The organism is Streptomyces sp. NPDC058239, assembly GCF_042882185.1.
Taxonomy (GTDB): Bacteria; Actinomycetota; Actinomycetes; order Streptomycetales; family Streptomycetaceae; genus Streptomyces.
Genome location: NZ_JBHVWS010000022.1, coordinates 117,950 through 142,288, shown reverse-complemented (window position 1 = coordinate 142,288; position 24,339 = coordinate 117,950). Strand labels below are relative to the sequence as shown.

The 24,339-nt window shown below is 71.2% G+C and carries 24 protein-coding genes; 13 read left to right on the top strand and 11 right to left on the bottom strand.

All coding sequences use genetic code 11. The annotated features are described in order from the left end of the window. Window positions 1-480 precede the first annotated feature (480 nt). From ACFVYE_RS23650 to ACFVYE_RS23595, 12 genes are all read left to right on the top strand, one after another. Window positions 481-2,031, top strand: coding sequence for a phage tail sheath family protein (locus ACFVYE_RS23650; RefSeq protein ID WP_383966088.1), 1,551 nt, complete (start codon window positions 481-483; stop codon window positions 2,029-2,031). Window positions 2,032-2,117: 86 nt separating this feature from the next. Continuing rightward, window positions 2,118-2,561, top strand: a complete 444-nt coding sequence (locus tag ACFVYE_RS23645; protein WP_072488539.1) for a phage tail protein — start codon at window positions 2,118-2,120, stop codon at window positions 2,559-2,561. Then, window positions 2,561-3,025 (top strand): hypothetical protein, encoded by a 465-nt coding sequence (locus ACFVYE_RS23640; RefSeq protein WP_383966091.1) that lies wholly within the window; start codon window positions 2,561-2,563, stop codon window positions 3,023-3,025. Before ACFVYE_RS23645 ends, ACFVYE_RS23640 begins: the two co-directional genes overlap by 1 nt. Then, window positions 3,022-3,165, top strand: a complete 144-nt coding sequence (locus ACFVYE_RS23635; RefSeq protein ID WP_093896703.1) for a DUF6760 family protein — start codon at window positions 3,022-3,024, stop codon at window positions 3,163-3,165. Before ACFVYE_RS23640 ends, ACFVYE_RS23635 begins: the two co-directional genes overlap by 4 nt. A 30-nt stretch (window positions 3,166-3,195) precedes the next feature. Further along, the gene (locus ACFVYE_RS23630; protein WP_389607260.1) at window positions 3,196-5,046 is read left to right on the top strand and encodes a hypothetical protein; all 1,851 of its coding nucleotides are present in this window, start codon (window positions 3,196-3,198) and stop codon (window positions 5,044-5,046) included. Window positions 5,047-5,087: 41 nt separating this feature from the next. Then, window positions 5,088-5,525, top strand: coding sequence for a phage tail protein (locus ACFVYE_RS23625; RefSeq protein ID WP_093549687.1), 438 nt, complete (start codon window positions 5,088-5,090; stop codon window positions 5,523-5,525). A 5-nt stretch (window positions 5,526-5,530) separates the two neighbouring features. Beyond that, window positions 5,531-6,334, top strand: coding sequence for a LysM peptidoglycan-binding domain-containing protein (locus ACFVYE_RS23620; RefSeq protein WP_327274025.1), 804 nt, complete (start codon window positions 5,531-5,533; stop codon window positions 6,332-6,334). Next, window positions 6,334-8,346 (top strand): VgrG-related protein, encoded by a 2,013-nt coding sequence (locus ACFVYE_RS23615; protein WP_383966098.1) that lies wholly within the window; start codon window positions 6,334-6,336, stop codon window positions 8,344-8,346. Before ACFVYE_RS23620 ends, ACFVYE_RS23615 begins: the two co-directional genes overlap by 1 nt. Window positions 8,347-8,382: 36 nt before the next feature. Next, window positions 8,383-8,676 (top strand): PAAR domain-containing protein, encoded by a 294-nt coding sequence (locus tag ACFVYE_RS23610; protein WP_383966101.1) that lies wholly within the window; start codon window positions 8,383-8,385, stop codon window positions 8,674-8,676. A gap of 6 nt (window positions 8,677-8,682) precedes the next feature. Then, window positions 8,683-9,096, top strand: coding sequence for a GPW/gp25 family protein (locus tag ACFVYE_RS23605; RefSeq protein ID WP_383966103.1), 414 nt, complete (start codon window positions 8,683-8,685; stop codon window positions 9,094-9,096). Next, entirely contained in the window at window positions 9,093-11,051 is a 1,959-nt protein-coding gene (locus ACFVYE_RS23600; protein WP_383966105.1) for a putative baseplate assembly protein, read from the top strand. The genes ACFVYE_RS23605 and ACFVYE_RS23600 overlap by 4 nt, the downstream gene beginning before the upstream one ends. A 5-nt stretch (window positions 11,052-11,056) precedes the next feature. After that, a complete protein-coding gene (locus ACFVYE_RS23595) occupies window positions 11,057-11,590 on the top strand; it encodes a phage tail protein (protein ID WP_389607256.1) in 534 nt (177 codons plus the stop codon). Window positions 11,591-11,724: 134 nt separating this feature from the next. Here ACFVYE_RS23595 and ACFVYE_RS23590 read toward each other — a convergent pair whose 3' ends face one another. Continuing rightward, window positions 11,725-11,847, bottom strand: a complete 123-nt coding sequence (locus tag ACFVYE_RS23590) for a hypothetical protein (protein ID WP_389607254.1) — start codon at window positions 11,845-11,847, stop codon at window positions 11,725-11,727. 357 nt (window positions 11,848-12,204) lie between these two features. On the opposite strand from ACFVYE_RS23590, the gene ACFVYE_RS23585 reads away from it, so the two are divergent. Then, on the top strand, window positions 12,205-12,735 hold the full coding sequence (locus ACFVYE_RS23585; RefSeq protein WP_383966109.1) for a discoidin domain-containing protein: 531 nt from the start codon (window positions 12,205-12,207) through the stop codon (window positions 12,733-12,735). Between the two features lie 132 nt (window positions 12,736-12,867). On the opposite strand, the gene ACFVYE_RS23580 is transcribed toward ACFVYE_RS23585, so the two are convergent. The 10 genes from ACFVYE_RS23580 to ACFVYE_RS23535 all read right to left on the bottom strand — a co-directional run bounded on the left by ACFVYE_RS23580 (window position 12,868) and on the right by ACFVYE_RS23535 (window position 24,004). Beyond that, on the bottom strand, window positions 12,868-14,226 hold the full coding sequence (locus tag ACFVYE_RS23580; RefSeq protein ID WP_389607252.1) for a diaminopimelate decarboxylase: 1,359 nt from the start codon (window positions 14,224-14,226) through the stop codon (window positions 12,868-12,870). Between the two features lie 133 nt (window positions 14,227-14,359). Continuing rightward, window positions 14,360-16,066: a PucR family transcriptional regulator gene (locus tag ACFVYE_RS23575; RefSeq protein WP_389607250.1), complete on the bottom strand. Its 1,707-nt coding sequence runs from the start codon at window positions 16,064-16,066 to the stop codon at window positions 14,360-14,362. Between the two features lie 51 nt (window positions 16,067-16,117). Next, entirely contained in the window at window positions 16,118-17,353 is a 1,236-nt protein-coding gene (locus ACFVYE_RS23570) for a cytochrome P450 (protein ID WP_383966118.1), read from the bottom strand. 46 nt (window positions 17,354-17,399) lie between these two features. After that, window positions 17,400-18,794, bottom strand: coding sequence for an NAD(P)/FAD-dependent oxidoreductase (locus tag ACFVYE_RS23565; protein ID WP_383966179.1), 1,395 nt, complete (start codon window positions 18,792-18,794; stop codon window positions 17,400-17,402). Further along, a complete protein-coding gene (locus tag ACFVYE_RS23560) occupies window positions 18,784-19,032 on the bottom strand; it encodes a ferredoxin (protein ID WP_383966121.1) in 249 nt (82 codons plus the stop codon). The genes ACFVYE_RS23565 and ACFVYE_RS23560 overlap by 11 nt, the downstream gene beginning before the upstream one ends. A 168-nt stretch (window positions 19,033-19,200) precedes the next feature. After that, complete coding sequence (locus tag ACFVYE_RS23555; RefSeq protein WP_383966124.1) at window positions 19,201-19,428, bottom strand: hypothetical protein; 228 nt, start codon at window positions 19,426-19,428, stop codon at window positions 19,201-19,203. A gap of 378 nt (window positions 19,429-19,806) precedes the next feature. After that, window positions 19,807-21,147 (bottom strand): ATP-binding protein, encoded by a 1,341-nt coding sequence (locus ACFVYE_RS23550; protein ID WP_389607247.1) that lies wholly within the window; start codon window positions 21,145-21,147, stop codon window positions 19,807-19,809. Between the two features lies 1 nt (window position 21,148). Next, entirely contained in the window at window positions 21,149-21,925 is a 777-nt protein-coding gene (gene cseB, locus ACFVYE_RS23545) for a two-component system response regulator CseB (protein WP_383966130.1), read from the bottom strand. Between the two features lie 79 nt (window positions 21,926-22,004). Then, the gene (locus tag ACFVYE_RS23540; RefSeq protein ID WP_389607245.1) at window positions 22,005-22,991 is read right to left on the bottom strand and encodes an endonuclease/exonuclease/phosphatase family protein; all 987 of its coding nucleotides are present in this window, start codon (window positions 22,989-22,991) and stop codon (window positions 22,005-22,007) included. Further along, a complete protein-coding gene (locus tag ACFVYE_RS23535) occupies window positions 22,988-24,004 on the bottom strand; it encodes a D-alanyl-D-alanine carboxypeptidase family protein (RefSeq protein ID WP_389607243.1) in 1,017 nt (338 codons plus the stop codon). Before ACFVYE_RS23535 ends, ACFVYE_RS23540 begins: the two co-directional genes overlap by 4 nt. Between the last annotated feature and the right edge of the window lie 335 nt (window positions 24,005-24,339).

The following is a 24,339-nucleotide window of genomic DNA, read 5'->3' as shown; positions in this document are numbered from 1 at the left end:
GTAACGCTGGGCCACCAGGCGGGAGACCGCGCGGTTGCCGGCTGCGTGTTGCAGACGTTGCAGGCTGCGGGGGTCGGGGGCGGGGCGGTCTCCCGGCGGGCGGTGGGGTGGGGGTGTCTGCGAACGTGACACTTCGGGCGTGACTGTCACGTTCTCCGCACGGGGGGTACCCCCACGGCCGGACACAGAGGCAGGATCCTTCTCCGGAACCGCCTTCATCCGTCCTCCCGGCCCACCACTTCCCCGGACAGTCGGCACTCGACGCACATGGCCCTGCGCCGTCCCAGGGTGTGGGGTCGGTGGATCACGTACGCAGCGCGTGGGGACTTGGCCGGGGGCAGCGCCCGCCGGTACGTACAGCGCGAGGGCATTGCCTGATCGGGCAGCAGCCGGTGCACGGCCGGGCGGCCGTGTGTCCGTTCCCGGTGATCGCGGCTGTCGCGAGAATTGCGGGCGTTCCCCGGCCAAGGAGAGACTCATATGCCGTCGTACCTGTCCCCGGGCGTCTACGTCGAAGAGATCGAGTCCGGATCCCGGCCGATCGAAGGGGTGGGCACCTCGGTCGCCGCCTTCGTCGGCTTCGCGCAGAAGGGCCCGTTCGACGAGCCGACGCTGATCACGAACTGGAGCCAGTTCGCCGGCACATTCGGTGACTTCGTCGACGGTACGTATCTCGCCTCCGCCGTCTACGGGTTCTTCTCCAACGGCGGCGGTGTCTGTTACGTGGTGCGCATCGGTGACGGCACCGAGCCCCCGGCCGAGGACGAGAGCAATGGGGCTGCCGGACAGCTGCCCGCCGGATCGGAGACGCAGCTCGGTCCGTACGCGGTGAAGCCCCGCCCCGGCGCGGCCGGAGAGATCACCGTCGAAGTGACCGAGGTGGAGGGGGACGATCCGCCTTCCGACGTCTTCCAGTTGATCGTGAAGCGGGACGGGCAGGTCGCGGAGACGTACCCGAGCGTCACGACCAAACGCAGCAAGGAGAACGTCGCCACCCGGGTCAATGCCAAGTCGGAGCTCATCGAGATACGGGAGTCCGGGCGCGGGGCGGCTCCGGCCAAGCCCGAGCCGCAGTCCGTGACCCTGGCCCCGGCGGCGCCCGCGTCACCCGGTGCCGGGGCGCTGACCCCCGAGGTGTACGTCGGCGATCCCGACCGCAGGACCGGTCTCGGCGGGCTCGAAGCCGTCGAAGAGGTCACCACGATTGCCGTGCCGGACCTGATGAGCGCATACGAACGCGGGCTGCTGGACCTGGAGTCGGTCGTCGCCGTGCAGCAGGGGCTGATCAGCCACTGCGAGCTGATGGGCGACCGCGTCGCCATTCTCGACCCGCCGCCCGGACTCAGCCCGCAGCAGATCCGGGCCTGGCGAACCGACGGCGCCAACTTCGACTCCAAGTACGCCACGCTCTACTACCCCTGGATCCGGGTGGCCGATCCCTCGTCGGGGCGCGCGCAGCTGGTTCCGCCGAGCGGCCACATCGCCGGGGTCTGGGCCCGCAACGACGAGTCGCGCGGTGTGCACAAGGCCCCCGCCAACGAGGTCGTACGAGGGGCGGTCGCCCTGCAGACCCAGCTGACCAAGGGCGAACACGATCTGCTCAACCCGATCGGGCTGAACTGCATCCGGTCCTTCCCCGGGCGCGGCATCCGGGTATGGGGCGCGCGCACGTTGGCCTCGGACCCGGCCTGGCGCTATCTGAACGTACGGCGCCTCTTCAACTACCTGGAGGAGTCGATCCTCGCCGGGACGCAGTGGGTCGTCTTCGAACCGAACGACGACGCCCTGTGGGCCCGTATCCGGCGCACGGTCTCGGCGTTCCTGGTCAACGAGTGGCGCAAGGGAGCGCTGTTCGGGCTCACTCCGGAAGAGGCGTTCTACGTCAAGTGCGACCGTGAGACCAACCCGCCGGAGAGCATCGATGCGGGTCAGGTCATCTGCGAGATCGGGGTGGCACCGGTCAGGCCGGCCGAGTTCGTCGTCTTCCGCCTCTCCCAGCTGACCGGGGGAACCGGCGGCGTCGACGAGTAGCGCGCCAGGAGCCGGCCGAGCAGCGCGGCGGCCGCCCTTAGGTCCTCCAAGCGGTAAAAGCGGCAAGAGCGGTAAAGGAGCCTGTTGTGCCACTTCCCGATCTCGACAGCACCGTCGGGGCCTCCTTCGGCCTCGAATTCGACAGCGTCGTCATCAAGCAGATCACCGAGGTCAGTGGTCTGAAGATGGAGCAGGACGTCATCGAGCTGAAGCAGAACACCGCCGACGGCCGCTACGCCATCAAGAAGCTCCCGGGCCGGCCGAAGGCCGGCGAGGTGACCGTGACCCGGGGCCTCACCGAGGACAACAGCTTCGAACGATGGATCAAGGACTCCCGGTTCGGCCGGATGACTGCGGCCCGCCGCAACGGTGCGGTCATCGTGTACGACCACGAGGGCATCGCCATCAAGCGCTACAAACTCATCAACGCCTGGCCGAAGTCGCTGGAGATCGGCACCCTCAAGGCCGGTGACACCTCGGTCCTCACGGAGAAGCTCGCGATCACTTACGAGAGCATGGAACTCGACTGATGCGACGTACGCAACAGGCTCCGGCTCCGACTCTCGAACGGCAGGACGGGCAGATGCCGGCCGGCGGGGGCGGGAGGTCCGGTCAACGGGACACCCTGCGTACCGAGTTCACCTTCGAGCTGCCCCGCGGATACGTCGACGAGGCGGGCGTCGTGCACCACACCGGAGTCATGCGGCTCGCGACCGCGCGCGATGAGCTCGTGCCGTTGCGGGACGACCGGGTGCGCGAGAACTCCGCGTATTTGTCTGTCGTACTCATCGCCAGGGTCGTTACCCGGATCGGCACGATCGACGACATCCACCCCGGCATCATCGAGGACCTCTTCGCCTCCGACCTGGCCTTTCTGCAGGACTTCTACCGGCGGATCAACGCCGAGGGCCACACCCGCGCCGCCGTCACCTGTCCGTCCTGCCAGGAGGAGTTCGCGGTGAATCTCGCCGGTGGCCGCCTGGGGGAATCGTGACGTACGCGGCCGACCTGCTCTACGAGGAGGTCGCGTACCTCGCCTACCACTTCCACTGGCCGCTCGATGAGCTGCTGGACCTGGAGCACCCGGAACGACTGAGGTTCGTCGCACAGATCGCTCGCCTCAACGGGCAGTAGCGAAGAGCGCAGGGAGGGGCGGGAGAGTCCATGGGTCTGATGTCCTGGCTGCGCGGTGGCGGGCATGCGGAGAGGGGTGCGGAGGCCGGAGCAGGGGCCGTCTCTCCGGCTGCCGTTCTGCGTGAGCGGGTCGACCTGGGGGAACTGCCGCCCATTCAGCGGACGTTGGGCAGTCAGGATCTGGTCATCGATCCCTCCGGGTTCCAGGGATCGCTCTCCACCCGGCAGGACACCACGCTCGGCACGCCTCTCGGACATCTGGTCAGCCCGGATGCGCCCACGGGGCTCGTGCACGGGATCACCACTCCTGCGCCGGTGGAACGGACTTCGCCGGTGCAGCGGTCCGTGGAGCGGGCGGTGGAGTTGCAGGTTCGGGGCAGGTCCGGGCCGGTGTCCGCCTCTGTGTCCGTGCCTGCGCCTGTTTCAGTTCCCGTTCCCGTACAGCGCGCGGTCAGCGGTGGTGCGCCTGCTATGACGTCGGCCGGGGAGTCGGCCGTGGCGGAGTTGCCGGTACGCCAGCTGGTGGGCGAGCAGCCCTTCGTACCGGCATCGACGGCGCCCGCGCCCACGCCCGCGCCCACGCCCGCGCCCACGCCCGCGCCCGCGCCCGCGCCCGCGCCCACGCCCACGCCCACGCCCACGCCCATGTCCACGTCCGCGTCCGCGCCTGTTCAGCGCGCGGTGGCGCCTCCGGTTGCGGAGCGGACCCGGCGCGCGCCCGGCCTTGGCGCACCCATGTCCGCCCTGCCGCCCACGGCACAGCGCCAGGCTGCCGCTGCCGTCCCGGAAACGGGGGCGGAGGCGGCGGCGGGGGCCGAGGCGATTCCGGTGGCCCGGAGCGTGGAGGACGGCGGGGCCGGCAACCTCGACGCACCCGAGTCCCGGGAGGTGCCCGCAGCTCCGGAGCCGACACCCGATTCCGACGCGCCCACCGCCCCGTTGCTCGGCGACGCCCCGCTGTTCCCTGCCCCGTCGGAGTCCGTGCCCACTCCCGCTCCCACTTCCACGCACCCGTCTGCCCCTGCGGTGCAGCGGACGCCAGCCGTGCCCGCACAGGCACCCATGTCGCCGCCCCCGGCCACCGCTCCGGTCGCGCCGCTGCTCGCCGAGCGGCCTGTGACGCTCTACTCCAGGGGGAGCGGAGGGGGCGGTGCAGGAGCCGACGTGCAGCGTTCCGTCGCGGCGGCCGGTGGGGCGGCGTCTTCGCCGGCCGGTGCGGGTCCCGGGCCGGGGGCTGTGACCGTGCCCCTGCCCGATGCCGTTCCGGTGCGCTGGGCCCCCGTCGGGGCGGGGGCGCCGACAGTGGCTGAAACGGCACCCGTGCCGGCAGCTCTGCAACGTACCGCCACGTCTTCGGGGGACGGACCGGATGCGTTTCCTCGGCAGCTTCCCGCCCTGCAACGTCAGGCAGTCGGCGGGCCGCCGGTGCCTCGTTCGTTGCCGGGTGCCGGCAGCCGTACCGCACCCCCCGCGCCCACCGCCCCCTCGTTCCCCACGGCCGGTTCGGTCGCCGTGGCCGCGGGGGTGGCCCAGCGGATGGCCGACGGCAGTGTCGTCTTCGGCTCGCCGCCACCGCCGTACTCATCACCCGTCGTACAGCGCGAGACGGAGACCACGGAACCACCGCCTCCGGAGCCTCCCCAGGAGCCCGAACCGGAACCGGAACCCGGGCCCATGGCCGAGGACCACGACGCACCGGGCGCGGCCGCCTCCGCCCCTGGGGCGCCGCCCGGTCAGAGCGGCGGTCACGGCGGCGCCGCGGCCCCCGTCGTCACCGACGAGCTGGTACGCGCCCTGTACACACCGCTCAGCAGGCTCTTCAAGGCGGATCTGCGGCTGGAACGCGAGCGAGCGGGTTTTCTCATCAACACCCGGCACTGATGAACGGCAGCGACAACACAGGGAATTGAGAGGTACGTGCCATGGCCACCGCCCAGGACAACGATCCCGCCGTCAGCGTCTGCTTCGTCGTCACGATCGACGACATCGAGCTCGGGTCGTTCAACACATGTGACGGGCTTGGCTGTGAAGTGGTGCTCGAAACGCGCGAGGAAGGCGGCAACAACGGGCATCTGTGGCAGCTGCCGACCCGCCTGAAGTACTCGAACGTGAAGCTGTCCAGGCCGCTGACCAAGGAGACCGAGAAGGTGGCCCGCTGGTTCGCCACCATGACGACCGGATTCAGCCGCAAGACGGCGCACATCGAGGCGCGAACCGGGGACGGGCAGAAGGTGGCCCAGTGGGGGCTGCTGGAGGTCGTGCCCGTCCGCTGGACCGGCCCCTCCTTCACCCCGGAATCGCCCAAGGTCGCGATGGAGACGATCGAGATCGCCCATCACGGCTATGTGATGGAGGGCTGACCGTCGTGAGTGGCGCAGGTCCCATCGCGTTCAGCGCCGCCGGTACGTCCGGGGCGTCGGCGGCGAGGGCGGGCAAGGGAGGTTCGGCCCGGCCCAAGCTGGAGCACGCCTATCTGGAACTGCGGACGCCGCCGACGGGCGGTGGCCTCACGCCCGGTGGTCCGTGCGGACGGATCGACTTCCAGTTCAATCCCAAGGAGCTGAGCCTCACCAAGGCCGCCTCCTGGAAGCGGAGTCCGGCCAAGGGCGCCAAGAGCTCGGGGCCGCCGGAGTATCAGGGCTCGCAGCCCAGCAAGCTCACCGTGGAGATGTTCTTCGACGCCAGCGACACCCAGGACACCCGTGTGGTGACCTCGGTCGAGCAGCTCTTCGCTTGCTGTGTGCCGACGAGCGAGACCCGTCAGCAGCAGCGTTCGTCGCCGCCGTGGGTGGTCTTCCACTGGGGCGGGCTGACCGGGTTCCCCGGCTACGTCAGTCAAGTGCAGGCGAAGTACACCCTGTTCACCACATCGGGCGTGCCGATCCGGGCCGTCTGCCAGGTCACGATGGAGGAGATCAGCGGCGACACCCCGGGGCAGAACCCGACCTCGGGCGCCCTCGCGGCCAGGCGGGTCCACCGGCTGGACGCCGGCGACTCGCTGCCGTCGCTCGCCCAGCGCGAGTACGGCGATCCGGCCGCCTGGCGGGTGATCGCGGAGGCGAACGGGATCGACGACCCGATGCGACTGGCCCCCGGACAGCAGCTGTTGCTCCCCGCGCTCGACGAACTGAACAGGCTCGAAGAGGAACGGGACGGGGGACGGTCCTGATGGCGCAGCCGGGCGTCGCGACGGCGCTGGTGGTGGAGTTCGGCGGTCGGCCGCTGCCGCCCAAGTTCGTGAACACACTGGTCGAGGGGTACGTCGACGACAGCCGGACGCTCCCCGACCTGTTTCTCCTGCGCTTTCGCGATCCGGACCGGGTGCTGCTGGAGCAGACCGGGCTGAAGATCGGCAGCGAGGCCCGGCTGCTGGCCCGCGCGGGCGGGGACACGGCACCGAAGCCGCTGCTGAAAGGGGTGGTCACCGCCCTGGAGGTGGAGCTCGACGAGACCGGCACCTTCACCGTCGTACGCGGGCTCGACGAGTCGCACCGGCTGTTCCGGGGACGTCGGGTGGCCAGCTACCAGAACATGACGCTCGCCGACATCTGCGCCCAGGTGGCCCAGCGTGCCGGGCTGAAGCCGGGGACGGTGGACGTGGCCGGCCCCGTACTCGAACACATCGCCCAGCCCAACGTCACGGACTGGGAGTTCGTGCGCGATCTGGCGGAGGAGGCAGGCGCGCAGGCGTATGTACTCGACGGACAGCTGCACATCACCAGACCCGCCGAGGCGAGCGGCGCACCCGACGGTTCGGCACGGGCCGACCGGAATCCACTGGTGCTGGAGATGGGCAGCAATCTGCTGCGCTGCCGGGCCGGGGTGTCCTCCGCGGAGCAGGTCTCCGAGGTCGAGGTACGCGGCTGGGACATCAAGACCAAGCAGCCGCTCGTCGGGAAGGCGCCCGCGGGGAAGTCGGCGACGCTGGAGCTGGGGGTGAGCGCGGCCGAGGTGTCCGCTCCCTTCGGCGAGGCGCGTTTCGTGGTCACGGACACGGCGTACGGGGCACAGGCGCAGGTGGACCAGGCGGCAAAGGCCCTGGCGGAGCGGATCGCCGGATCGTTCGCGGAGCTGGAGGCGGTGATCCGGGGGAACCCGGAGGTGCGCGCGGGCAGTGCGGTGGCGCTCAACGCGGTGGGGGCGCCTTTCGAGGGGCGGTACACGGTCACGTCGTCGCGGCATGTATTCGACCCGGTGCGGGGGTACGAGACATGGCTCACGGTCTCCGGGCAGCAGGAGCGTTCGCTGTTCGGGCTGACCGGTGGAGGTCCGGGGGCGGGCGGGTCCGGAGCGGGGGCGGGCGGCGGGTCGCGCTGCGTGGGGCTGGTCAGCGGGACGGTCACGGACACCCACGATCCGGAGGGCTCGGGCCGGGTCAAGGTGCGGTTTCCATGGCTGTCGGACGAGTACGCGAGCGACTGGGCGCGTACGGCGCAGTCGGGCGGGACGAGCGGCGGCGAAGCGTTCATCCCCGAGATCGGGGACGAGGTCCTGGTGGGATTCGAGCACGGGCATCTGGACCGTCCGTACGTCCTCGCCGGTCTGTACAACGGGAAGGACCGGCCGTCGCAGGGCAGCGGCGGCGGGCCGGGCGGGGGTGCCGGTGGGGCGTCCGGGCCGAATGCCCCCGGGGCGGGTGCCTCCGGGCCGGGCGGCGCCTCCGGCCCGTCCGCCGACCCCTCTGCCGGCGCGCCGCCCGCCGCTTCGCCCGCCGGAGGCGAGCTGGTCGACCCGACCACCGGGGCGGTCAACCGGCGTTCGGTCGCCTCCAAGAGCGGAAACCAGCTGGAACTCCTGGACGGCGCCAATGGACCTCAGGGCGTACGCCTGCTCACCGGCGACGGAAAACTGAAGATCGATCTCGACCGCAGGGGCACCGTGATCGTGATCAACAGCGACGGCAGCGTGAACATCGAGGCCAAGCAAAAGGTGTCCATCAAGGCGGCGCGCGGGGTCGCGCTGGACGGCGGGCAGGGAACGCTCGAACTGAGCGGCGACAGCGTCACGTTGACGTCCCGCAGCGGAGTGCGGGTCGACGGCGGAAACGGCGAGGTCAAGCTCTCCACCGGCGGCACGGTGGACGTCCGGGGCGCCCAGGTCGCGGTCAACGGAACACAGCGGACCGACATCAAGGGCGGCAGCTCCCTGGCCATCAACGCACCCCTGGTGAAGATCAATTGACGGCGCGGACGCGCTGAGCGAGAGGAACGGACTTTCATGTCAGCAGCCGCGGCGGCAGCCGCCCGGGTCGGCGACCCCACCGGACACCCCGGCACGGTCGGGCCGCCCGGTGTCCCGTCCGTGCTCATCGGAGGCCTCCCCGCCGCCACGGTCGGCACCCCGCACGTGTGCGCGATGCCGCCGCCCGCGGTGCATCCGCCGTCCGCGATCGCGCCGCCCGGCAGCGCCACGGTGCTGATCGGCGGGCGGCCCGCCGCACGCGTCGGGGACCTGGCCGCCTGCGGATCGCCCGTCGTGTCCGGTTGTCCGACGGTGCTGATCGGAGGCTGAACGTCCATGGGTCAGCAGTTCATCGGCGCGGGCTGGGCCTTCCCGCCGCGTACGGACGCCACCGGTTCCATCGCCCTGGTGCGCGGCGAGCACGAGCTGGAGGAGTCGATCCGGCTGATCCTGGCCACGTCGCCGGGCGAGCGGCCCATGCGCCCGGAGTTCGGCTGCGCGGTCAATGACTACGTGTTCGCCCCGGCGGACGCGGGCACTGCCGGGCAGCTCGCGTACGAGGTACGTCTGGCGCTGGACCGGTGGGAGCCCCGGATCGAGGTCACCGAGGTCGTCGTCCGGTTCGACGAGGTCGACCTCGGAGTCCTGTACATCGACATCGGCTACACCGTACGGGGCGCCAACGACCCCCGGAACCTGGTCTTTCCGTTCTATGTGATCCCGCAGCACGAGGAGGTGGACGGCGCGTGACGCTGCCCAGTCCGCATCTGGACGACCGCCGCTTCCAGGGCCTGGTCGACGAGGCGAAGCGGCTCGTCCAGCAGCGCTGCCCCGAGTGGACCGACCACAATGTGTCGGACCCCGGCGTGACCCTCATCGAGGCCTTCGCGACCATGGTCGACCAGCTCGTCTACCGGGTGAACCGGGTTCCGGAGAAGAGCTATCTGACCTTCCTCGACCTGATCGGGGTCCGGCTCCACCCGCCCACGGCCGCCCACACCGATGTGACGTTCAGGCTTTCCGCACCGCAGCCAGAACCGGTACGGGTAAGGGCCGGTACGGAGGTGGCAACCGTCCGTACGGAGACCGAGGAAGCGGTCGTGTTCACGACCGGCCGTGAACTGTCCATCGTGCCGTGCGAGTTCGCCCATCTCGCCACCTGGCCGACGTCCGGCGACGCCGTCGACCGTACCGAGGAACTCACGCTCGGCCGGGCCGTCCCCTGTTTCGACACCACGCCCGCGCCCGGCGACGCCCTCTATGTGGGCCTGTCGGCCGCCGTTCCGTCGGGAGTCGTCGTGCTGCGGCTGGACTGCGCGGTCGAGGGCGTCGGCGTGGATCCGCTGCGGCCGCCGCTGCTCTGGGAGGCATGGGACGGCAGTGCCTGGACGGTCTGCGAGGTCGAGAAGGACGACACCGGCGGCTTCAACCGGTCCGGAGAGCTGATCCTGCACCTTCCTGAGGGACATACCCCGGCCGTCGTCGTGCGCAGGACCGGCGGCTGGCTGCGCTGCCGCCTGGTGGAGGCCACCCCAGGGCAGCCCACCTATATGGCATCTCCGGTGGTGCGCCGGATCACGGCGTTCACGATCGGCGCGACCGTCGGGGCGCTCCACGCCGAGACCGTGACCGACGAGGTGCTCGGCCCGGCCGAAGGCGTACCTGGACAGACCTTCACGGTGAGCCGCCCGCCGGTGGTGCCCGGCGACTTCGTCGTCGAGGTCGCGGATCCGGCGGGGGGCCCGCAGGGCACGGAGTGGACCCGCGTCGACGACTTCGCGCACTCCGGACCCGACGACCGGCACATCACGCTCGACCCCAACTCGGGTCGGGTCGAATTCGGTCCGGCGGTACGGGAGCGGGACGGCTCCATCCGCTACTACGGCGCGGTACCGCCGAAGGGCGCCACGGTCCGCGTGCGTTCGTACCGCACCGGCGGTGGACTGCGCGGCAACGTCGCCCGCTCCACGCTCCGGGTGCTGCGCAGCGCCATCCCGTACGTGGCCCGGGTGGAGAACCGGCGCCCCGCGCTCGGCGGAGTCGACGGCGAGACGGTGGACAGCGCACGGGTGCGCGGGCCGATGACCCTGCGGACCCTGCACCGGGCCGTCGTACCGCACGACTACGAACTGCTGGCCCGCGAGGTCGCACCCGACGCGTCAAGAGTGCAGTGCATTCCGGCCGGCGGGGACTCGGACGTCGAGGCGGGCGGGGTGCGGCTGCTCGTCGTACCGGCCGGACGCAGCGACGAGCAGGGCCGGATCCAGTTCAACGAGCTCATCCCGCCGCAGCACACCCTCGCCCTGATCGCGGGCCATCTGGACGAACGGCGGCCCATCGGCGCCCGGTTGGTGGTCGAACCGCCCTACTACCAGGGGGTCACCGTGGTCGCCTCGGTCCAGGCCCGCAGAGGTGCCGTGCTGGAACGGGTACGCGAGGAGGCGCTGGCAGCCCTCTACAGCTACTTCAACCCGCTGAGCGGCGGACCCGGCGGCGAGGGCTGGCCGTTCGGCCGGCCGGTCCAGTCGGGCGAGGCGTTCGCCGTACTGCAACAGGTGCCGGGGGTGGATCTGGTGGAGGACGTACGCCTCTTCCCCGCGGACCCGGTGACCGCACAGCGCGGCGAACCCACCACCAAGATCACACTGGACCGGCACGCACTGGTCTTCAGTTACGAGCACCAGCTCCGGGTACGGGAGGCCTGACCGCCATGCGTACAGCCGTGACCGGCCTGCCGACACCGCATCCGCTGATCGAGCAGCTCCCGGCGGTCTATCTGGAGCAGGACTTCCTGCAACGGTTCCTCGCGGCACTCGACGACGTACTCGCCCCGGTCCTGCTCTCCATCGACAATCTGCCCGCCCACCTCGACCCCCGCAGCGCGCCGGAGGACTTCCTGGCCTGGCTGGCCCAGTGGGTGGCCGTCGACACCCGCGCGGACCACCCGGTCGAGCAGCGGCGCGCGGCGGTAAGGGGCGCGGTCGAACGGCACAGCAGGCGCGGTACCAGGCGTGGGCTGGCGGAGGCGGTGTTCCTGGAGACCGGCATCGAGCCGGACATCGTCGAGAGCGGTGGCACGGCGTGGTCGTCGACGCCGCACACACAGTTCCCGGGCGGCCCGCGGCCGTGGGTGACGGTCCGGGTCCGGGCCTCGCAGCCGTACCAGGTCGACCGGGTGCGGCTGGAGGAGCTGATCCGTACGGAGATACCGGCGCATGTGGGCTTCGACCTGGAGGTCTCGTGATCTGTGAGACGTGTGGGCAGAGCAACGCGCCGGGGACGCAGTTCTGCACTTCGTGCCAGGCATTCCTGGAGTGGGAGGGGCCGGATGGGGGTTCCTCGGCGTCCTCCGTCGGCCCTGCTCCCGCGCCGCAGCCATCACCCCAGCCCCAGCTGCAACCCCAGCCGCAGCCGCAGCCGCAGCCGCAGCCGCAGCCTCAACCCCAGCCGCAGCCGCAGCCACAACCCCAGCCCCAGCCCCAGCCCCAGCCCCAGCCTCAACCTCAGCCCGCGCCCCCACCCCCCGTCGCTGCGGCCGCCCCGCGTCGCCCCGGTGACGAGCCGGACGAGCCGGTGCCGGGACCCGAGGCGCTGCCCGACGTACCGCCTGCACCCACGAACACGCCCCCGGGTCCACCCGCCGCCCCACCCATTCGCTGCCCCAACTGCCGTACGGAGAACGCCCCGGACCGCACCCTGTGCGTCCGCTGCGCACTGCTCCTGGACCCAGGTGCGCCGCCCGAGGTCCGGCCCCCCTGGTGGCGTCGGATCCTCCGAAGGCGACCGCGTCAGGCGCCCACCGCCGGAACCCGGCCGCGGCGTCGGCTGTGGCGCCGCCCCGGTCTGGCGCTTCCGATCGTGCTGATCGTGGTGGCGTGCGGTGTCTGGTTCGCCCTGCCGCATGTGTCCGGCTGGTTCGGCTTCGCCAAGGACGAGACCGGGACACCGGAGGCGGTGCCGCCCACCCGGTTCCGGGCCTCCAGCAGGGCTCCGGGCCACCCGGCGGGTGCCGCGTTCGACGGTTTCAACAATCGTTACTGGGCGCCATCGGCCGCAGGTCCCGACACCGGTGTGGGCCAGTACCTGGAGTGCGACTTCGAGCAGCCGGTACGAGTGCTGAAGCTGGTCGTCTTCTCCGGTACTTCGGCCAAGCAGGACGAGTTCCTCACCCAGGCCCGCCCGGCCAGGATCACCGTACTGCTCACCTCCGCCGACGGAAGCCGGGTCAGCAAGGAGATCAGGGTCAAGGACCAGCCAGGTCAGCAGACCTTCGATGTTCGCGGTTCGGAGATCGTCCGGGCCCGCCTCACGACGGATGCCACGTATGGAGCGGGTCCCGGCCGTCGACTGGCCGTCGCCGAGGTCGAGTTCTTCGGCCGAAGGCCCTGACCCGGAAAGGACCGCCGACGCTCGGACGAACTTGATCCCGATCTCCGCGAAAGAGCCCCTTGGCGAGCAGCAGGAAGTCCTCCTTGCTCGCCTTGATCTCGTCGCCGACCGCGTACCCGAGCACGGAGACGATCAGTCCGCGCGCAGGGCCACCAGTGCGCCCGCCTGCGCGAGGCCGCTCTCCTCGACGACCTCGCGCACGCTCTGCGCCTCGCGCACGAGCGCGAAGTGCACCCGCCCGTCGGCATCCGTCCGGTAGCCGTACACGGCGGGCCGCGGCAGGGAGTTGTACGAGAAGTGAGACGAGAAGTAGTACGCCCCGGTGTCGTGGAGCGCCACCACGTCGCCGGGCTCGATGACCGGGAGCTCGCGCCCGGTCGCGGTCAGGTCCCCCGCGAAACAGCACGGGCCCGCGATGTCGACGATCTCGGTCGGGCCCTGCTTGGGGCGGCCCGCGGCGTCGAACACCCCGATGCGGAGCGGCCACGCGCCGGGCATGAACACCGTACGGGTGGCCACCTGGGCCCCCGCGTGCGTTACCGCGATCTGCCGCCCCCCGGCCGACTTGGTGTATTCCACGACCGTTGCGACTGTTCCGCTCTTGGCCAGCAGGGAACGGCCGAACTCCGTGATCAGGGTGTAGCGCCCGTCGAACAGACCGGGTACGGCGCCGCGGAGCTCGGTGACGTAATCGGCGTACGCCGGGCGGTCGTCCTCGCTGTCGAAGTTGACGGGCAGCCCGCCGCCGATGTCGAGCCCGGTGATCTGCGCGCGGCCCAGCTGTGCGTTGATGCGCTCGGCCAGTTCGTACGCGACGCGGATGCCCTGGGCGATGAGCGGCAGGGGGCAGCCCTGGGAACCGACGTGTGCGTGCAGGCGGTTGAGCCACGGCCGGCGCGCGAAGGCATCGATCACCTCGTCGACCGCCCCCGGATCGCGCAGTGCGACGCCGAACTTCGAGGTCGCCGTCGCGGTGCTCATCGCATCGATGGCACCCGCCCCCACCTGCGGGTTCACCCGCAGCCCGATCGGCCCGGCGGCCGGTCGCCCGGCCAGCAGACGGTCGACGCGGGCCATCTCCTGGAAATTGTCCAGGTTGATCGCGATGCCATGGGTGAGGGCGAACTCCAGCTCCTCGACCGTCTTCGCGGGGCTGTCGAAGACCAGCCGGTCGTACGCGAACCCGGCCGCCAGCGCCTGCTCCAGTTCACCGGGCGAGGCCACCTCGCAGCCCATCCCGGCCTCGGCGAGCAGCCGCAGCACGGGCACCAGGCCGCACGCCTTGGCCGCGAACGTGTGCCGTACCGGGGCGGGTCCTTGGAACGCCTCGTTCAGCGTGTCGACGGCGGCGAGCACACCGTCCACGTCGAGCAGGCCGACCACGGGCGAGCGCGGACCGAGCAGCCCGTCCTCGACGGCACGCGCCAGCGCCGCCGCACGCCGGGTACCGCGCTGCTCGGCCGCCGAGCGGGCTGCCGAACCGGAAGTCATGTGAACCACAACAACAACCCTCCATCTGTCACGTCGGCTGTACGGAACAGCTTCGACGCGGAAGGGAAGGCGCGTCTTCGACCGACACGACGATGCCTGCCCGATTCCTTTGTCGCACCGGACAGCTCAACGATCAACGGCTGCTCGGCCCGTGCGCTCCGCGAGCCGCGATGCGCAGCCCGATGTCCGCGAGGAGCCGCACGGTCGGGTCGTCCAGAGCGACGCCGAACAGCTCCCGGGCCCGGCGCAATCGGTACCGCAAGGTGTTGGGGTGCACATTCAGGCGCCGCGCGGCCGTGCCCGTATCGCCGAACGCATCGAGGTAGGCGGCGACCGACGAGCCGTACTGCGAACCGTGTGCGCGGTCGTGCTCCACCATGGCGTGCACGGGCCCCGACAGCGACTTCCACAGCGGCTCGACCCGGTCGAGCACCCGGAGCACCGAGGTGTCGGCGGCCACCTCGCCGAACGTCGCCACCGCCGACACCACCTCCGCGACGGGCAGCCTCGCAGCCCGCTCCCGCAGCACCCGCACCACCAGCTCCGCGGCCTCCCGCGACACGGGCAGCCCCGACAGGTCCGCCGCCAACGGTCCGACGCCCACGAACACCACACTGCGCGGCACCGAGCGGGCCGTCGCCAGCAGGGTGCGCGCCGGATCGGCCTCACCGTTGCTCGCAGGGACCAGGACGTACAGCCGCCGCCCGCACCGCGCGGTCACGCACCCCGGCCGGTACGCGGTGGCCTGCAACGCGAGCACATCCAGAACCCGCTGCTCGGCGCCGACCACGGCGCCGGTGCCGGTGTCGGCGCCGCCCGCCCGGCTGTCGTACGCCTCCGCCACCATCACCGCGTACGGTCGGTCCGCCGCGATCCCGGCATCGTGCGCGGCCTGCGAGGCGTGTGCGGCCCCGTCCAGGAGCGCGTGCACCGCCTCCTCCCGCGCCCTGGCCGCCGCCCGGCCCCACGTCCGATGGTGGGACAGATGCGGTACGGCGGCCCGGGCAGCCGTGCGCAGCGCCGCCGCCGCACCCTCGGCCAGCGGCCGACCGTCGGCGGCGGCCCAGATGGACCCGAGCACCTCGGACCCGTGGCGCACGGCGATGGCCAGCCGCTCGGCGGACCGGTCGTCGGCGGGGCGGCGCAGCACGTCGTCGGTGCTCCACAGCGCCTGGAAGAAGCCGCTCTCGCGCAGTTCGTCGACCCGCCAGCGAGGGACCTCCTGCCCGAGGATCGTCAGCCGGCGCATCGGATCGGGTTCGTGGTCCATCCGCGAGTAGGCCAGCACCCGAGACTGCGGATCCTCGATCGTGATGGCACCGCCGACCAGGTCCGCCACCGTATTGGCCAGCCCGGACAGATCGCCGAGCCGGAGCCCGCCCACCCCGTCGGGGCCGGCCGATTCGATGGCGGAGAAGGCCGGGGCGCTGTGCACCAGAGCGGTCCGCAACCGACCGAGCACTTCCGTCCACCCGTGCCCCGGCCGCCGGGTCAGCAACGCCGTACGCCCTTGACCGGCCGCCTCCACCAGGGCCGCCCGCGGCCCGCGACTGCCCCGCCGCATGACCACGGCCGCGGCTCCGGCCCGGTCGGCGTCGCGCAGCACGTCGATCGCCTCGGGCGAGGCGACCTCCACACCGACGGCGAGCAGGATCAGCCCGGATGCCGCCCGGGCATTGTCGTCCCGTTCCTCACCGGGATCGTGCAGCACCACATCGGCCACCGGCACGCCGGTACCGCGCGGCGCCACGACGACATCGAGCATTCCGGGGGCGATCAGCCCGAGGATCTGCTCCAGCGAGGGCCCGGTGTCGCGCCGGTCCGGTTCATGCGTCGGCATCCGCCCATCATGGTCGGCGGTTCCCGGCGGGGACCATGGCAGGCACACCCCCTATGCGTGGAATCCGTCGAATGCGATGTTCAGGTGGCGGGGGCCGCGCAGCACGGCGTTCTGCCGGTACGGGGGCGGGTCCTCGACCAGGCGGGGGCTGTTGAGCCTGCGGGCGAGCTCGGTCAGGGCGAGCTGTGCCTCCAGGCGCGCGAGGGGTGCGCCGAAGCAGTTGTGGATGCCGCTGCCGAAACCGAGGTGCTGGTTGTCCTTCCGGTCGGGGTCGAAGCGGTCGGGGTCGGGGAACCGTTGCGGGTCCCGGTTGCCGGAGGCCAGGACGAGCCAGACGGAGGCGCCCCTGGGGATGGTGACGCCGCCGATGTCGATGTCCGCGAGCGTGGTGCGCTGCGGAAGCAACTGCACGGGCGGCTCGAAGCGCAGGAGTTCCTCCACGATCGGGAGCGCCAGCCCGAAGTCGCCCCGCAGCCGCTCCAGAACGTCGGGGTTGCGCAGCAGGGTGAGCATCCCGTTGGTGATGAGGTTGACCGTGGTCTCGTGGCCGGCGATCAGGAGCAGGGCGGCCGTGCTGAGCACTTCCATCCGGGTCATCTGCCCGTCCGGGCCGTGCTGGGTGACCAGCGCGGAGAGCATGTCGTCGCCGGGTGCGCCGCTGCGTTCGTCGATGAGCCCCGACAGGTACTTCCCCAGTTCGGTGCGGGCCTGCTGGGTGACGCGGCGCCGCTCTCCGGGGTCCTGGCCGGGGTCCGGGTCGAGGCCGGCGGCGATGGTGTCGGCCCAGGAGTGGAAGAGCGCCTCGTCCTCGCGCGGAACCCCGAGCAGCCGGCAGATCACGGTGACGGGAAAGGGGTACGAGAAGTCGTCGACGAGGTCGATCTGATTCCGGTCCCCGAAACCGTCGATCAGGTCGGAAACGATCCGGGCCAGTTCGCCGTGCATGTTGTGGACCCGCCGTGGCGTTTCCGGCGGCCCGAACGGGCGCATCGTCATACGGCGCAGCCGGTCGTGCTCGGGAGGGTCGAGCCTCAGGAAGGCGGGCGGCAGAGCCGACGCCTCCTCCTCCTGGAGGAGTGTGCCTGCGGCACTGGGGGAGAGGTTGCGGGCGTCCGAGCTGATGCGCGGATCGTGCAGCAGACTCTTGATCTCCCAGTACGTGCTGACGACGAACAGTTCGTCCCCCTCCTGAAGCACCGGCGTCTTGCGGAGCTCGGCGTACAGCGGGTAGGGGTCGGCGCGGCTCGAGTAGTCGATGATCTGCCGCAGGAGCGTGGCTTGCGTCATGGTGGCGTCCTTGTGGGCGTGGGGCAGCGGGCTTTCCCGGGTGCGATCAGGCGTGTGCGGGGACGAAGGTGATCCGCTGGTCGGTCGGTGAGTAGCCGCTCACGGTGACGGACGGCCCGTGGGTGGGCAGGGAGGGGTCCGGGAATTCGGCCGGGACCGGCCGCAGACCTTCGGGACGGCGGTCCACCGAGGGGTAGTCGGGCGGGAACGGCGCAGCCGACTCGATCTGCCGCTGGTAGAACTCCAGCCACTTCGTCTGGTCGAAGGTGACAGCGGCGATGACACGGCCCTGGTATCCGTACACACAGGTGAAGCGGCGGTCGGAGAGCGACCCCTGGGCGACGATGACCTCCTCGCCCAGGGACGGGACGCCGACCGACTTGATGTTGACCCCGAACTGGGAGGACCAGAAGGCCGGCACCCACAGGTGCGGGCGGCGCTCCGAGCTGCTGCTGATCATGTTGTGCGCCGCGGTCTCGGCCTGTGCGACGGCGTTGCCCCAGTGTTCGAGCGACAGGAACTGGTACCCGAACAGCGCGTGCGGGGACCGCGCCACGTCACCGGCGACGAAGACGTCGTCGGTCACGATCCCGCGGACGTCGAAGGCCCGGCATCCGGCGTCGCAGGCGATTCCGCGCGGTCCGGCGCCGAGCCCGGATCCGGCCAGCCACTCGGTGTTCCGCGTCGCGCCGAGCGAGACCACAGCGACGTCCGTGTCGATGGTGGTGCCGTCGGACAGATGGGCGCGTCGCAGGCGCCCCGGCGGGTCGCCCTCCAGGGCCGTGACCATGATTCCGCAGCGCAGGTCCACGCCGTGCTCGCGTTGCAGATCCGCTGCCGCCCGGCCGATCACGCCGCCGAGCGCACCCACGAGGGGCGCCGCACCGCGCTCGGCGACGGTCACCGGCAGCCCGCGCTCGCGACAGGCCGAAGCGATCTCCGAACCGGTGAATCCGGCGCCGATGACGAGCACCCGGCGGGGCGATGCCGCCAGCCGCCGCTGAAGCCGGGCCGCGTCGTCCCGTGTACGCAGTACGAAGACCCCGTCCAGTTCGGCCTCGGACTCGTGCGGCCAGGGCCGGGCATGCACGCCGGTGGCGATCAGCAGGCGGTCGTACTCCACTTCGTCCCCGTCGGCCAGCCGCACCCGCCTGGCCGCCATGTCCAGCCCGGTGGCGGCGACACCGAGCCGCCAGTGCGCGTCGATCGCCCGGTGCCGGGGCAGCGCGGTGCGATCGGCGGTCGCGTGGCCCAGCAGGACCTGCTTGGAGAGCGGCGGCCGGTCGTACGGTTCGTGGGGCTCGTCGCCGATCAGCGTGAGCGAACCGGTGAAGCCCTCCTTCCGCAGGGTCTCCGCAGCCCGGAGACCGGCCAGAGAAGCGCCGACGATCACGATTCGTCCCTCGCGCCTCAGCCACGCCAGAGCACCGTCACCGGACACCGGACAGCCCTTCTCGCCCAGCGCCGTCTTCCGCGGCCGACGCATCACTCACGTCGTCCACCACAATCGCCTGCACCGGACACGCAGTGGCGGCACGAAGCACCTGCTCCCGCTGCGTCTCGTCGGCGTGCGGGTTGTACAACAGCGACTCCTCGCCATGCATGGCGAAGACATCGGGTGCGAGGAAGGCGCACTGTGCGTACCCCTGACACCGATTGAGATCGACGACAAGCCTCATCAAGGGGCCGCCCTTCCGGTAGTACCCCCGCCTCAGCCTGCGAGTGCCGCTGTGGTTCCGCGAGCAATGAAGGACCAAAGGAGTCATCGGCGCGCGCCGCTTCGGGACGCACCGGCCTCGGCCGACGGGCTTCTGGTCCCACCCGGTTGTCGTCGGTCATCCGGTCGGTCATCCGGCCAGGAGCGAGCGCAGGCCGCCGACGACATCGGCGGCCGCCTCCTCGGCCATGAAGCGGCGGCAGGTGACGGTGGTGTGCTCCAGCCCGGGAGCCCGGACCCGCCACAGCCCCGCCGCGTCGAAACCTGAAGTTTTGTCCGTAATGGCACGAAAACCCTTGACCCGGGAGAAATAGGGAGGACAATCTTCAATACACCAGAAAACCAGAGCGAGCCGCACCGTCGGCGGAGACGTTCGCCGAACCGAGTGACCCTCTCGTTGGCTCTGGCCAGGCCCCCGGCAGATCCTCTCGATCCCGGAACGTTCAGCGACGGTTGAAAGTTCGTGGAACCAAGAAGGACTACCGGGGACTGCATGCCCCGCACCTACGAACAGAACGTCGAAGGGCCCCACCGCGAGCGGTGGGGCCCTTCGACGCATTGCCCGGTGAGAGCAATGGCGGAGAGCGCGGGATTCGAACTCGTGAGGGGTTGCCCCCAACACGCTTTCCAAGGGCTTGTCCGTGGGTTCCGAACGGTGCTGTACGTGGGCGAACGCAACTGGAACTGCAACCACGGAGCAGATCGGGAGGGGGCCTGCCGCTCCGTCGGCCGTCGGTCAGACTGCTGATGGGTCCGCTTGGCGGGGCAGTTCCAGTGTGGCGACGGCTCCGTAGGGGGTGGTGTTGGCCAGAGTGAGGTGGGCGCCGATGACGTGGGCCTGGCCGAGGGCGATGGTGAGGCCGAGGCCGTGTCCGTGGCCCCGTTCGGCAGCTTCGGTGCGGAAGCGCTGGGGTCCGTGGGCGAGGAGGTCCGGGGAGAAGCCGGGGCCGTGGTCGCGTACGACGATGGTCGTGCCCTCGACCGTGACCTCGACCGGCGTCGCGCCGTGGCGGTGGGCGTTGAGGATCAGGTTGGTGACGATGCGGTCGAGGCGGCGCGGGTCGGTCTCGGCGACCGGGTGACCGGTCACCGTGACCCGCGTCTCCAGGCCCGTGCGGCGTACGGATTCCGCCACCAGCTCACCGAGTGGCACCGCTTGGGCGTCGGCCTGCTCGACGCCCGCATCCAGGCGGGAGATCTCCAGGAGGTCGTCCACGAGGGCGCGCAGCACCTGGACGCGGTCGCGGACCAGGCCGGTGGCCTCGCTCTCCGGGAGGAGGGAGGCGGAGGTGACGAGGCCGGCGAGCGGGGTGCGCAGTTCGTGGGCGACGTCGGCAGTGAAGCGCTGTTCGCTGCGCAGCCGGTCCTGCAGAGCGTCCGCCATGAGGTCGACGGCGGAGGAGATTTCGCTGATCTCGTCGTGGCCGCGACTTCGGGTCCTGGCGTCCAGGTCGCCGCGTTTGATGCGGCGGGCGGTCCCGGCGACCCGGCGCAGCCGCCGGAGCACCAGTTCGGCGGCGAGGACGGTGAGGGGGACGACGACGGCGAGCATGGCGAGGGCCGCGTATCTCATGTGCCGGTCCAGGGCCTGGATACTGCGCAGCTCGCTGCCCATGTCCACCCAGACGGCCAGCACTGTGCCGTCCACGCGGTCCGCCGCCCACATCCGCGGCCCCTGGGCCGGCTTCCGGGTGTCGTACCAGGTCACGGGCGCGGACGTGGGCGCGGCGTCGAGCCGGTGCCGTAGGTGATCCGGTACGTCGTCGCCGATCAGGTAGATGGAAGGCGCCGACGGGGACGGTCGTGCGGGCTGCGCGCCCCGGAACTCGGCTTCGGCCGATTCCAGTTCGCTCACCGCGTGGGCGCGGCCGATGTTCATGGAGCGGGCCTCGGTGGTCCGGTGGACCAGGACCCCGATGCCCAGCGCCATTGCACAGGCCGCTGCCGCGACCCCGGCAGCGATCTTCCAGCGCAGGGATCGCGGGTCGGCGAGGCGCCGCAGCGCGCCGCAGGGACCGTCCTCGGACGGGGTGCGGTCGGCGTGGGTGCCGGGCGCGGGTCCGGTCGTCTGTCGCATCTCAGCGCCGGAACCTGTAGCCGAAACCGCGGACGGTCTCGATGTGACCGGCGCCGATCTTCTTGCGCAGCCGCTGCACCGCCAGGTCGACCACCCGGCTGTCACCGTCCCAGCCGTAGTCCCACACCTTGCGCAGCAACGTCTGCCGTTGCAGGGCGACGCCCGGCGCGGCCACGAATTCAAGCAGCAGTCGTAGCTCGGTCGGGGTGAGCGCGAGCGGCCGGCCGTCGATGCGCACCTCCAGGCCGCGGGTGTCGATGTCGAGGTTCCGGAAGGTGAGCAGGCTGTCGTCGGCCGGTCGGCTGCCGGTCATGGGGGGCCGGGTGAAGGTGGCCCGGCGCAGCAGGGTGCGGATCCGCGCCAGCAGGACGGTGGTGTCGACGGGCTTGACGACATAGTCGTCGGCGCCCGCCTCCAGGCCCGCCACCACGTCCAGTGCGTCGCCGCGGGCGGACATCATCAGGATGGGTGCCTGGCTCGACTCGCGGATCCTGCGGCACAGTCCGATGCCGTCGAGGTGCGGCAGCATGATGTCGAGCAGCAGCAGGTCGTACTGTCCTTCCCGGAACATCTCAAGGCCCGTCAGGCCGTCGGGCGCCGCCGAGACCTGATAGCCGTAGCGGTCCAGCACCATCCCGACGGACCTGCGGATCGCTTCGTCGTCCTCGACCAGCAGTACGTGGACGGAATCGGGGATGGGGCCGGCGGTGGAGGCAGGGGTGGGGCCGCCGGGGCTGCCGTCCTGCTGTCCCGCCGCGTCACGGTCGTGCTGTTGCATCACGTCACCTGAAGGTCGATCGGTACCGAAATGCCCGAGAGTATTCCGCTGTGCAAGGAGGTGACCACCGCCCGCCCCCTCACAGGCGCAGAGCGGCCGCGACCGGCAGGTGATCGCTCCCGGTGGGCGGCAGGATCCGGGACGAGACCGGTGTGACGCCCTTCACCAGGATCTGGTCGATCCGGGCCACCGGGAACGGCGCGGGCCAGCTGAAGCCGAAGCCGTCACCGGCTTCCTCCTGGGCCGACCGTAGCTGAGAGGTCACCGGCCGCAGCGTACGGTCGTCGGTCGTGCCGTTGAAGTCGCCCACCACCACGACCCGGGGCAGCGGTTCGGCTCGTACGGCATCGGCCAGCTTCACGGCCGCCTCGTTACGCCTCGCCGTGGTGAAGCCCACGCTCGGGAGCACCCGTACCGACGCGAGGTGGGCGGCATAGACGGCGACGGGCCCCTCCGGGGTATCGGCAGTGGCCCGCAGGGCACGGGTCCACGGCATGATCGCGACCGGCTCCACATCCCGCAGCGGGTACTTGCTCCACAGCCCGACCGTGCCCTGCACCGAGTGGTACGGATACGGGTCGGCCAGGGCGCGCTCGTACACGGGGGCCGTGTGCGAGGTCAGCTCCTCGAGGGCGAGCAACTGGGGGCCCGAAGCGGCCAGGTCACGCGCGGTCCGGACCGGGTCGGGGTTCTCGTCGTTGACGTTGTGGCTGACCACGGTCAGATCCCCGCCGGCGGACCGCTTGTCCATGAGCATGCCGCCGAACAGGGAGCACCAGACGACGGCCGGAAGCAGCACCGCGACACCGGCGGTTGCCGACCGCCGCACTGCCGCCAGCGCCAGCAGCACGGGCACGCTCACCCCGAGCCAGGGCAGGAACGTCTCAAGGAGACTGCCGGGGTTGCCGAACCCGTTCGGCATCCGGGTGTGCCCGACCATGACCAGCGCGGACAGCACGGCGGCCGCGGCGATCGGCCACCCGCGCCGCCAAGTGCCCGTGCCGCCCGCGCCAGTTCCCGGTCGCGCTCCGGCCTCGCGGCCCGTGCACTCGACCGGTGCGGTCATGACCGCACCGGCTTGCCATCGCGATGGGCGAGGACAGCGGGAAGGCCCCTCTGTACGGCGTCGACCAGCCGGCCACTGTTCTCCAGGGCGGCCCGGAGGCCCTCGGCGGGCGTGGTGTCGGCGCGCTGCCCAAGCACGACACCGAGCACGAGATGCCGTGCTGTGCCGGACTTCACCTCGACGGCCCACATGAGATTGCCGCCGGCGGCGGTGCCCGACCCGGTCTTGAGCCCGATCACCCCGGGCTTCTCAAGGAGCTGGTTGGAGTTGGTGATCGTGCCGGGCACCCCGGGGACGGTCGTTTCGCGCATGGCGACGACCGCGCGGAGCACCGGGTCCTTCATGACCTGGCGGGCGAGCTTGAGCTGGTCGTCGGCGGTGCTCCTGGTGGTGGCCTCAAGACCGCTGGCTCCGGTGTACGTGGTCCGGGTCATCCCCAGCCCGGCGGCGGCACGGCTCATCTTCGCCACGAACGCCTCCTGGCTTCCCGCGTCCCAACGGGCCAGCAGCCGGGCGACGTTGTTGCCGGACGGAAGCAGCAACAGCTCCAGGAGCTTGCGCTGGGTGAGCCGCTGCCCCTCGCGGACCGGGGCGCTGGACTCGGTGAGCGAGTGGGCCTCCTGTGCGGCGGCCTCGTCGACCGTGATCTGCGGCCCCTTCTCCCCGTCCTTGAGCGGATGTTCCTTGAGGATCACGTACGCGGTCATCACCTTGGTGACGCTCGCGATCGGCACCGGCTCCTGTCCGCCCTTGCTGCCCAGGCTGCCGACGCCCTCCACCTCGATGCTCGTCTGGCCCTCCTGCGGCCACGGCAGCTCCAGCCGGTCCGCCACGGCCGCCGCCTCGGAGACCGGCGCGGAGCCGTTGCCCCGGCCTCCACCGGTGAGCCCCAGCCAGCCGCCGGCACCGACCACGGCAAGCACCGCGGCCGAAGCCCACACCGCGCCACGACGGGCCCGCCCGGTCCGCTCCTCCCCGCCCGGCGCAGCAGCACGTATCCGACGAGCATCCACCGACAACCACCTCTCACGGCCCGACGTACACGAGGAACCGCGTACGTGTCCCAGCCTGTGAGAGGACCGCATCCAGCTGATCAGGGCCGTGCATCCAGCACCGCGCGGATTTGTGTCGGCCGGGTATCAGGCCCCGCATCGGCGAGAAGCCGCCGACGATTCCGCAGAGCTCGACCGAGACGGAAACCGGTCCGGAGAACGTCGAAGGCCCCTACCGCGAGCGGTAGGGGCCTTCGACGTATTGCCCGGTGAGAGCAATGGCGGAGGATACGAGATTCGAACTCGTGAGGGGTTGCCCCCAACACGCTTTCCAACTGTGCGAGTGGCCGTTCGTC